Below are 9,979 nucleotides of genomic sequence, written 5' to 3'. Positions count from 1 at the left end.
CCTTCAGCTAAAGCCGATCAAACCGCATCCAGCTCCGGCTCATCCGCCTGCACATTCAGCGTGGCCTTGACCACATCATGCCGGCGGATGTACTTCCAGTCCGCTTCATCGATGTAGATGCCTGCCGGGCCGCTGCCGCCTTCCAGGTCGATCGCGACACTGGCGCAGACTTGCGGCTTCACACTCGCCAGAATCGGCACGAAGCCCAGTTGCAGACTGGTTTCCAGCAGCGCCGCCTGGTTCTTCTCGTCGATGTCCGCCGCCTCGTCGAGGTAGTACGGCAGACGCACGCGGCCGGCCAGGTCGCGATCCATCAAGTGCAGCAACAAGTACATGTTGGTCAGCGCCTTGATGGTCATGGTCGTGCCGTTGGACGCCGCGCCGTCGATGTCGGTGTGGATCACCGGTTGGCCGTTGACCTTGGTGATTTCGAAAGCCAGTTCGAACAAGTCCTTGAGGCCGAGCTGGTTGTGGTTCGCCGCCACCAGTCGCGCCAGGTATTCCTTGGCCTCTTCGTTCTTGTTGTCCTGCTCGGCGCTCTGGCTCAGGTCAAACACCGACAGTGTTTCGCCTTCCTCATACTGGCCGGCGCTGTGGATGATCTGGTCGATGTGCTTGAGCGCTTCCTTGTTCGGCGCGAGGACGATGCGGAAGCTCTGCAGGTTGGAGACCTGACGCTTGTTGATCTCGCGGTTGAACAGCGCCAGTTGATGCTCGAGGCTGTCGTAATCGCTGCGGATGTTGCGCAGGGTGCGGGCGATGTCGGTGACCGCCGCGCGCCGCGCCTTGCCCAAGGTCAGCGCTTCATCGGTGCGGTGTGCGTAAGCGTTGATCAGCAGCGACAGACGCCGCTCCATGTCGTCTTCGCTGTCGAACTTGGCCACACCTTTCAGACGCACCTGCGCGTACAGCGCCTCGATCTGCCCATCGGCGCGCAGCAGGCCCTGCCAGCTGTCCTGATAGTCGTTGAGCAGCGGCAGCAGGTTGTCCATCGAGTCATCGACCGGATCCATGAACGGCGTACCGAACGGCAGATCCGCTGGCAGCAACTGACGACGACGCAAGGCATCGTCGAGGGTGCGTTGCTTGGCCTCCATATCGGCGATCTGACGGCCGACCAGTTGCAGCTTGGCCGACAGTTGCTGGACGCGCTCGGTGAACGCATCGCTGGAGCGCTTGAGTTCGTCCTGCGCGGCTTCCATCTGCGCCAGTTGCTCGAGCTTGTCGCTTTCTTCGGCGCTCAGCGTCTGGGTGCGACGGAAATCTTCCAGCGCCTTCTGTGCGTCCAGCACCTGCTGGTACAGCGCTTCGGTCTGGGTCTTGCTCGCGGCGCGGTCGGCGGCCACGGCTTGCTGGGTTTTCAGTTGCTTGAGCTCTTTTTCCAGACGCTCTTTCTGATCACGCAACGCGGCGCGGTCAGCCAGAGCCTGCAAAGCCGGCGGCTCAATGTGCGAGATGTCGATCGACAGGCCCGGCACTTCGAAGCGCTCGCCCTTGAAGCCATCAAGAATCAGCTCCACGGATTTGACCCACTCGCCGTTCTCGTCGAGGGTGATGCCATGTTCGCCCAGCGGCAGGCTGAACAGCGCGCTATTGAACAGACGCATCAGACGCTCGACGTCCTGTTGCGAGAACTCTTCGCGCAGGCGGGCGTAGCTGTTGTTGTCGGCGTGATCGAGTTGTTGCTTCACTGACTTCAGGCGTTTTTCCAGATCGCGCAGACGCTCTTCGAGATCTTCGGCGCTGAACTGACGCGACTGCGCCAAGGCACCGGCCAGTTCGTCGTGTGCATCCTTGGCGGCGAGCAATTGTTGCTCAAGCACTTTGACGTCATCGACCAGGGCGAAGCGGTTCTTCAGCACCGACAACTCGCCGAGCCAGCGCTGAATACCGGAAATTTCCCGCTCCAGACGCATCAGTTCCTGAGTGCCGCCGCGCTGATCGTTCTGCAGATCGTCCTGCTCGCGGCGGTAGTGCTCGGCCTGGATGGTCAGCTCTTCCTTGCGCGCCGTGGCGTAGTCCGACCAGGTGCCGAGCAAGGAGTCGAGCAGCGGCGACAGGCGATGCAGCTTGCCGCGCAGCACATCGCGCTGTTTCACGCCGTTGGCCAGCGCTTCGACCAATGGGCCGGCGGCGACCAGCGAGTTGTAGTCCTGCTCCATGCGCCGCACATCGCGGAAGGCTTCTTCGCACGCGGCGATGTAATCGACGCTGCCCGAACGCAGGCTGTGCTCGAAAGCATCGAGGAACAGTTGCTTGAGCTTGGCCGCGGTGATTTCCCGCATGTGCAGCAGGTTGATGAACAGCGCGCGGAACGTCTTCAGGCTCTGCTCGCTGGTGGAGCGCAGCGGGATCAGGGTCAGGTCGAGCGGGATCGACGTATGGCCGCCAACCAGCAAGCGGCGCAGTTCATCCGGCTTGAGTTCGTAGGCTTTCAGGCCTTCTTTTTCGAGATTGCTGAACAGTTCTTTCTGGCGCAGGCAGGTGTCGTTTTTCTGGTAGTGGGCCAGATCGAGCTTGCCGGCGTAGGCGAAGAACTGGTGCCCGAAACCGCCGCCCGGGCCGCGACCGACCACGCCAATCACGTGGGGGCCGTGGGGCAGGTTGACTTCGACGAGGATGTAACTGGTGTCGGAGGCGAAGTAGAAGCGCCGCGATTGTTCGAGGCTGTACTTGCCGAAACTCATGTCCGACATGCGCGCCAGAATCGGGAACTGCAAGGCGTTGATCGACGCTGATTTACCGAGGTTGTTCGCGCCGTAAACCGACAACGGTTCTTCCAGCGGGAACAGACCGAGGCTGTAACCGGCGGTGTTCAAAAGGGCAAAGCGGCGGATGCCGTAGCGTTCCTGGCTCATGCATCGGACTCCTGTTCTTCGGCAATGGCGCGGGCCAGTGCGTCTTCTTCGCTTTCTTCTTCAAATTCGGAAAGATCGAGCGGATCGTCGGTTTCGAGGAATTTCGCTTCAGCTTCTTCGTCGATCAGCACCGGCGCCGGCAGCGGCAGAACGCTGTGGACGCTGGCTGCCAGGTCGCGGTCCTGTTGTACCGACAGGCACACGTCGAGGAAACGGTGCATCGGCGGCAGGAAGCGGTAGACACCGTTTTCTTCGCCGGCGAAACCGAGCTGAGTCATGCGGCGCATGATCTTTTCTTCGAGTTCTTCAACAGTCTGCACTTCGGCCTGGATGAACAGGTCGCGGTACTTGTCCAGCAGCGACGGCAATTCTTCGCGGCCGAGGCTGCCGCCATCGAGCACGGCAATCGGATCGCGGCCCTGATCGGCCAGGTGCTCGACGAGGATGAAGGTGAACAGCGCCAGACGCTGGGCGGTCTTGTTCACCGCTGCGGCGGCCATGTCCGGCACGAAATAGTAGAAACCACGGGTGTCGCAGACCAGTTCAAAGCCCAGCGCCTTGAACAGCGTGCGGTACTGGTCCTGGAAATTCGACAGTTGTGCGTACAGCTCAGGATCACGGCGGCTGACGTGGTAACCCTTGAACAGCTCGCGGAAGATCGGCGCCAGTTGCGACAGTTCGGAAAGATCAAGATGCATTTGGGATGCTCGCAGAATCCTCGGCGGCGGTATCGCTGGCCGAGAGCAGGGCGAAGGAGCGCAGGCTGACCTGATGCTCGTGAGTGTGGTATTCGCGGCGTTCCAGACGCTCGCGCTTGAAGCGTTTTTCCCGCGACAGGCGCGAGAACCAGTAAAGCAATTCGTCGGTGGCGCCGTCCGGTTCCTGCTCCAGCAGCCAGGTCATCAGGTCCGGCATCGGCAACGATTCTTCGCAACGATCGACCATCTCGCGCACGGTGCGCGGCGCTCGTGGCGCGTCGCCCGCCTTCTGGGTTTTGTGCGCCTTGGGGAAGCGCGCCGGTTTCGGCTCGAAACGCGCCAGCGCGTAGACGTAGGCTTCGACCTGACTGGCGCTGCCCAGGAAGGTGCTTTGCGGACGGGTGAACAGTGGCATCGCCGCTTGCGGCACGGCGTCGATGCCTTTACGCCGGATCGCCGCCAGCGCCAGTGCGGCGCCGCGAGTGACGGCGTTGTGCCGACGCGCTTCTTCACGCAGCGGCAGCAGCAGTTCGCGGGCATGACGCAGGGTCAGTTGCGCGCTGGTCTGCATTTCGAGGATGCGCGCGTGGGTGCGCAGGAGCATGTCGTCATCGACCAGATGGCCGAGGCGCTGCTGTTCGCTGAGCATCTTCAGCAGCACTGTTTCGACCTTGCGCACGCCTTGTTCGAAGGCGCCGTCGGCGTTGACCAGATCGATCATCGGCTCGACGTATTCGTCCCACGTCGCCAGTACTTCGGCGTAACGCTGACGCAGCGGAATCTGCCGGTCGCTGGTCTTCGCCCGTTCGGCGACTGCCACCAGGGCCTGTTCATCGTTGTCGAGTTTCTTCAGTACGTCGCGCACGCGCATGTCGAGCAAGCGCAGCTGGCGCGCCAGATCGTTGCCATCACGAACGTCGAAAGCGTCCTGGATATAACCGGCCAGACGCTCAAGGTGACGCAGGTAGGCTTCGATTTCCAGGCACAGACCGAGGCGGTGTTCGCGGCGCAGGTAGGCGAGGAAGTCGTGGATCTGCGCGTTGAGCTCGAAACGGTTCGGGCTTTTCGCCACCGGAACCAGAATATCGAGGCGAATCCACACGTCGAGCAGGCTGGTGATGTCCTGCGGCGTGCTGTCGAGTTGTTGGGCGGCCAGTTGCGTGCGCAGTTCGTTGAGGCTCAGGGTGCCTTGGTCGAAGTGCTCGCACAGTGGCTCCAGAAGTGCCCAGTGTTCAGCGAGGGCGCGCAAGACGCGCTTGGGTTCGATCATCGGAATGGCCGGCTGGTTGGCGATTAAAAGCGGCGATTGTACTGCATCACAGGCGTGGCGATTCACTCTCGGGACGGGCTGTCGCATTCTTTGCCCAAAGGGCAGCGGCGCAGCGCAGCGCGGGGTATCGATCAACAGCGAGCGATCTTGTGCGAAGGGCGGTAGAATCAGCGCACTTTCCGTTATCCACAAGTGGCCGACCTTTGCTTATCGAGTCCCGCCGCCGCGCCTATTTGAACGCCATGCAGGTGGTCAACTGGCTGCCGCGCACCGAACTGCCTTTCGCCGCGCCTTCGCGGCCCGAGCTGCTGGAGATGCCCGAGCCTGAGCTTGAGGTGCCGGTTGCTCCGGCGCCTCTGGCTGAAGCACCGGCGCAGCCTGCCGCGCGTCAGGTCGAGCGGCCGAAAATCGAAGTGCCGCGTCCGTCGCTGGCCAGTACCCGCAACGGCGCGAAACCGGTGGAGGAAGTCGACGACACGCCGGTGGTGGTCAAGCCTGCGCCAGTGCCGCCGCCGCGGTTCGCCCTGCAACTGCTGCGCGCCGGGCGCTGCCTGCTGCTGGTCGAGTTACCCACAGGCGAAGCGTTTCAAAGTCGCGATCCGGCCTACCTGCTGCTCAAGGATATGCTGCGCGCCGCCGGCCTGCCGGATGCGCCGCAGATCGTCGGCGAGCCGGTGCGCTGGCCGTGGCTCAATCGCGGCACGCTGGATCAAGGCCCGGAAGCGGCGCGCGATTTCGTGCAGGGTTTTCTCTCGGTGCAGATGGAAGCGGCGCCCTGCGCCTGTCTGTGGCTGATCGGCCTGCCGGCGCTGAAGTTTGCCGGGGAAGCGGACGCCGAAGCGTTCAATAGTGAACTGCAGATCGAAGGTCTGGGCCTGGCCTGGGCGATTCCCGGTCTGGAACTGTTAATGGAAGAGCCACAGCGCAAGGCCGCTGTGTGGCAAGCCATGCGTCGGCTGATGGCGCGCTGGAAACAATCCGATGAGTGAGGCTGTAACCTTTCGCCCGATGATCGAGGCGGATCTGGACGCTGTATTGAAGATCGAATACGCCGCGTACAGTCATCCATGGACACGGGGCATTTTTCTCGATGGCCTGGGCAAATACCAGATCTGGCTGATGTTCGAAGGCCAGCAGCAGGTGGGCCACGGTGTGGTGCAGATCATTCTTGATGAGGCGCACCTGCTCAATATCACGGTCAAACCGGAAAATCAGGGGCGCGGGTTGGGCCTGACGTTGCTCGAGCATCTGATGTCGCGAGCGTACGCGGCTGAAGCGCGGGAGTGCTTTCTCGAAGTGCGCGACAGCAACACGGCTGCGTTCAAGTTGTATGAGCGGTATGGCTTCAACGAGATCGGCCGGCGTCGCGATTATTATCCGGCGGTGGGTGGGCGTGAAGATGCGGTGGTGATGGCCTGTACCCTGGTTGACTGATCGACCTTGAAAGCTTCGCGAGCAGGCTCGCTCCCACATTTGATTCTGTAACCATCCCTGAACCCTGTGGGAGCGAGCCTGCTCGCGAACGCGTCAGATCAGGCGCCTCTTATCTCCGCTTGCCATCCAGCGGATCCAGATCCGCCAGTTCCGCTTCATCCAGCCCGTCACCGCCGCCGATGTCGTTTTCACCGACCTCGCTCAAATCCCAATCCGCCGGATTGCCCTCGCCGATTTCCTCGGCATCTCTCGCACCATCCTCGCGAATCAACGTCTCAGGGCTCAGGTCATCGTCAGTCGGCTGATGATCATCCACCGAGGCACCGGTCATGCCAGCCTCACGCACTCGCTCAGCCGGCATCAATTGTTCACGTTCACGCTCGGGCAGCTCATCGCCGATCTTCGCGCTGGGCTCTTCATCGTCAAAGTCCAGCTCGTGCACCGAGCCCATGCGGTCTTCGTTATCATCGATGGGTTCCGGTTGCACCGCATCATAAGGGCGTCGTGAATCAGTCATGGCAATTCCTCATACTGTGGGCCTTACTGAGTGGACTCACCGGGCGCGCGAGAATTCCAACGAAAACACTTTGCGCTGGCGGCGTGACTTCGACGGGTGGTCGTCTATCAAACCTGCGCATCTTTCTTGAGGCCTTATCCATGCACGATCTACAAGACCTGATTGATAACAACGAGCGTTGGGCTGACGCGATCACCAAGGAAGACCCGGATTTCTTCGCCAAACTGGCGCGCCAGCAGACTCCGGAATATCTATGGATCGGCTGCTCCGACGCGCGCGTACCGGCCAACGAAATCGTCGGTATGCTGCCGGGCGATCTGTTCGTACACCGCAACGTCGCCAACGTCGTGCTGCACACCGACCTCAATTGCCTCTCGGTGATCCAGTACGCGGTGGATGTGCTCAAGGTCAAACACATCCTCGTCACCGGCCACTACGGCTGCGGCGGCGTGCGCGCGTCGATGCAGGATCGCCAGTTCGGCCTGATCGACGGCTGGCTGCGCTCGATCCGCGATCTGTACTACGAGAAACGCGAAGAACTGGCCAAGCTGGCGACCGAAGAAGAGCAGGTCGATCGCATGTGCGAACTCAACGTGATCCAGCAAGTGGCCAAAGTCGCGCATACCAGCATCATCCAGAACGCCTGGCACCGCGGACAGCCGCTGTCGATCCACGGCTGCATCTACGGCATCAAGGACGGCCGCTGGAAAAGTCTCAATACCACCATCAGTGGTTTCGAACAGTTGCCGCCGCAATACCGCTTGCGTCCGGTCGGCGCGCCGTAACCGCGGCGTTCAGTTACGGCCCGGATGACGCCAGCGCTGTAAAAAGCGCTGGCCTTCAGGCGTGGGTGGGTCGTCGTAACCGGTGATCCAGCCACGGCAGCGCGACGAACCGCAATCGCAGGCGAACTGGCGTAGCAGTTTGTCTTCGGTCGATGCGTAATCGATGCTCAGATGTTCGCCGCTGTGGATATCTTTCAAGGCCCACAGCCACAATTCGCTCATGTCGAGAAATACATTCGGGTCGCAGGCGTGTTCCAGCACCCCGCAAAAGCGCGGATCGTAAACGTGTATGCCGGTTTGCAGCTGACGGGTCTGTCGACAGCGATAGGGCAGCAATTGCCCGGAAACCCGGCACATTCGACTAATACGCAGAAACTCGCGGCGTGCGACCACCGCCGTGGCCATGCCACGTTCGTCGTGGATAATCTGAAAGTCCTGGCAGGATGGAAAGCCCAGCCGCACCGGAAGTCCGGCGAACGGATAGATGCCTTCTGTATCGCGCGGCAGGTGCCGGCCCATGGCTTGATTGTTCATAACGATCCTTGTTGGTGAGTATTGCCTCCGGGTTGTCCCCACGCCCGCCAGGCGAAGCATGATTGGATCCAAGCGTCGCGCAATTGAAGGTACCGGTCTACTGTCAAACCTGACAGGCGCGATCACCGTTGGCCCGCGTCAGCATTGGCTGACACGGGGGCTCCGGCAGCGACTACAGAGCGGGTGCGGGCACGGCGGCCGCAGGCAAGGGCGCTTTCAGCTGCTGCAGTTGTGTCTTGATTCGTGGCGTGGCGCACTTGGCGGCGGCTTGTTCTGCGCTGAGGTTGCGGATCGAGGTATAGAACAACTCGCAGGTTTTGACCTTTTGCGTCACCTGCCATGTTTGTGTGCAACTGTTCAGCGTGGCCTGTGCATCGCTGCCCGGTTTGCTGCCCATCCCGGCCTGCCAGCAAGCCGCGCTCAAATCCTGGCCCATGACTTTCAGGCCCGCCGCGTCAGCCTTGGCCTGGGCATCGTCGCCGGTATAGCTCTTCGGATCGGCGGCGTACCAGATATAGCTCGGATGATTCGAGCCGAGCACCGGCACATTCACCCCTTCGCTTGGACTGATGCTTGCCAGACCCAATACGCCAACCGTCGGCCCATATTGTTCCTTGATCCAGTTGCGCACCGGCGCCCCAAACGCAACCATCGGCAACGTCGTGCGACTGGCGGTCTGGCTGAACTGCTTGACCAGCGTGGTCTGGTAATCCTTGAAGTAGTCGTAGACGTCCTCCAGATCCCCGCCAGCATTGGACGGCGCGGCGATCGGCGCGATGTCGATGATGGTCTGGTAAGCCGGCGTCTGCCCGGCGGGGATGCCGTTATCGGTCAGCAACGTCGCCCAGCGATCGGTGGTGTTCGAGCACAGATAGTCCTGCGCCTGGGTCAGCGAGTAGTCAGGCGGGAAGTGCAGCAGCTCGACGCTCTTGCGATTCTCCAGCGCCATGCCCAGCGGCAGGAACAGATACCAGCTGTAGGCCCATTTGCCATCGGCATTGAGCTTGCTGGCGCCGGCATACGCCAGGTCGCCGGCGTCGAGCAACGCCGACAGCGGCTTGTCATAGCCGTCCGGCACTCCGGTGATCTCGGCGTAAAGCTGATCGTTGTCGGTTTTCACCAGCACCTTGGCATCGGCGTAACCATCGCGCTGTACGCTCTGGCTCAAGTAATGAGCGACGGTCTGCTCCAGCGTCCAATTGCGAAAGCAGATCACGCTGCAATTGTTGGGGTAGGCGAAGAGGCGGGTGACGCGCTCGGTGCTGCCCAGTTTCACGTCGATATCGGCGTGGACGGCGGCGCTTAGCGTCAGTGCAACGAGGGTAAGTCCTACGAGTTTGAACATGCTCAGATCCTTTTCAGCGTGGGTTCCCCTCGAGTTCGGGGGCGCTTCATAGTGGATCAGCGGTGTTTGACAGAAAAGCGGTTGAGTATGGATTCTTGCCTGAATGCGGTATTACCCAAGCAGCGCACATATTGTTACGGCTGTGCCAACAAGCACGCTGCCTGGTGCGCGTCCGCACTGCTAGACTGCAGCGACATCGAATTTTCCAAGGGTGAGTCATGAAGCCTTCTACTGCTCTCGACATGCAAAGGTCCGCCGTCCGCGAAGTGATCGGGCGCTTTCGTGTGGCCAACCCGCGTGTATTTGGTTCAGCATTGCTGGGGACGGATCTGGACGGTAGCGATCTCGATCTGCTGGTTGACCCGCTGCCCGGCACGACGCTTTTTGATCTGGGCGGACTTCAGGTTGAGCTTGAAGACCTGCTGGGTGTTGCGGTCGAGGTGCTGACCCCCGGCGACCTGCCAGTGAAATTTCGTCAGCAGGTGCTTGATCAGGCGCGACCCGTCTAAAGCAGCGATCAAACCAAGTTTTAAGAGCA

10 protein-coding genes are annotated in these 9,979 nt (G+C 61.2%); 4 read left to right on the top strand and 6 right to left on the bottom strand.

All coding sequences use genetic code 11. The annotated features are described in order from the left end of the window. Positions 1-17: 17 nt before the first annotated feature. Genes mksF through mksB form a run of 3 tightly spaced genes read right to left on the bottom strand, consistent with a single transcriptional unit; the run spans position 18 to position 4,826 of the window. Positions 18-2,858: an Mks condensin complex protein MksF gene (mksF, locus tag KVG87_RS16395; RefSeq protein WP_041480021.1), complete on the bottom strand. Its 2,841-nt coding sequence runs from the start codon at positions 2,856-2,858 to the stop codon at positions 18-20. After that, positions 2,855-3,556, bottom strand: a complete 702-nt coding sequence (gene mksE / locus KVG87_RS16390) for an Mks condensin complex protein MksE (RefSeq protein ID WP_016773189.1) — start codon at positions 3,554-3,556, stop codon at positions 2,855-2,857. Before mksE ends, mksF begins: the two co-directional genes overlap by 4 nt. Next, complete coding sequence (gene mksB / locus KVG87_RS16385) at positions 3,546-4,826, bottom strand: Mks condensin complex protein MksB (RefSeq protein WP_160768349.1); 1,281 nt, start codon at positions 4,824-4,826, stop codon at positions 3,546-3,548. Before mksB ends, mksE begins: the two co-directional genes overlap by 11 nt. A 242-nt stretch (positions 4,827-5,068) precedes the next feature. Here mksB and KVG87_RS16380 point away from each other — a divergent pair, with 242 nt between their 5' ends. Then, the gene (locus tag KVG87_RS16380; RefSeq protein ID WP_217851583.1) at positions 5,069-5,815 is read left to right on the top strand and encodes an energy transducer TonB; all 747 of its coding nucleotides are present in this window, start codon (positions 5,069-5,071) and stop codon (positions 5,813-5,815) included. After that, positions 5,808-6,260, top strand: coding sequence for a ribosomal protein S18-alanine N-acetyltransferase (gene rimI, locus KVG87_RS16375; RefSeq protein WP_041480019.1), 453 nt, complete (start codon positions 5,808-5,810; stop codon positions 6,258-6,260). Before KVG87_RS16380 ends, rimI begins: the two co-directional genes overlap by 8 nt. A gap of 109 nt (positions 6,261-6,369) precedes the next feature. Here rimI and KVG87_RS16370 read toward each other — a convergent pair whose 3' ends face one another. Further along, positions 6,370-6,777, bottom strand: coding sequence for a serine kinase/phosphatase (locus tag KVG87_RS16370; protein WP_076564122.1), 408 nt, complete (start codon positions 6,775-6,777; stop codon positions 6,370-6,372). Between the two features lie 140 nt (positions 6,778-6,917). Here KVG87_RS16370 and can point away from each other — a divergent pair, with 140 nt between their 5' ends. Then, entirely contained in the window at positions 6,918-7,562 is a 645-nt protein-coding gene (gene can / locus KVG87_RS16365) for a carbonate dehydratase (protein WP_217851566.1), read from the top strand. 9 nt (positions 7,563-7,571) lie between these two features. Here the strand turns inward: can and KVG87_RS16360 are convergent, their stop codons facing one another. Both KVG87_RS16360 and KVG87_RS16355 read right to left on the bottom strand, forming a co-directional pair. Then, entirely contained in the window at positions 7,572-8,096 is a 525-nt protein-coding gene (locus KVG87_RS16360; protein ID WP_095181644.1) for an SET domain-containing protein-lysine N-methyltransferase, read from the bottom strand. A gap of 172 nt (positions 8,097-8,268) precedes the next feature. Continuing rightward, positions 8,269-9,441, bottom strand: a complete 1,173-nt coding sequence (locus KVG87_RS16355; protein WP_217851564.1) for a hypothetical protein — start codon at positions 9,439-9,441, stop codon at positions 8,269-8,271. Between the two features lie 218 nt (positions 9,442-9,659). On the opposite strand from KVG87_RS16355, the gene KVG87_RS16350 reads away from it, so the two are divergent. After that, a complete protein-coding gene (locus KVG87_RS16350; protein ID WP_042609686.1) occupies positions 9,660-9,950 on the top strand; it encodes a nucleotidyltransferase family protein in 291 nt (96 codons plus the stop codon). Positions 9,951-9,979 lie beyond the last annotated feature (29 nt).

Source organism: Pseudomonas siliginis (assembly GCF_019145195.1).
Lineage (GTDB): Bacteria > Pseudomonadota > Gammaproteobacteria > Pseudomonadales > Pseudomonadaceae > Aquipseudomonas > Aquipseudomonas siliginis.
The sequence above is the reverse complement of the archived record's forward strand: the minus strand, read 5'-3'. Positions and strand labels throughout refer to the sequence as shown.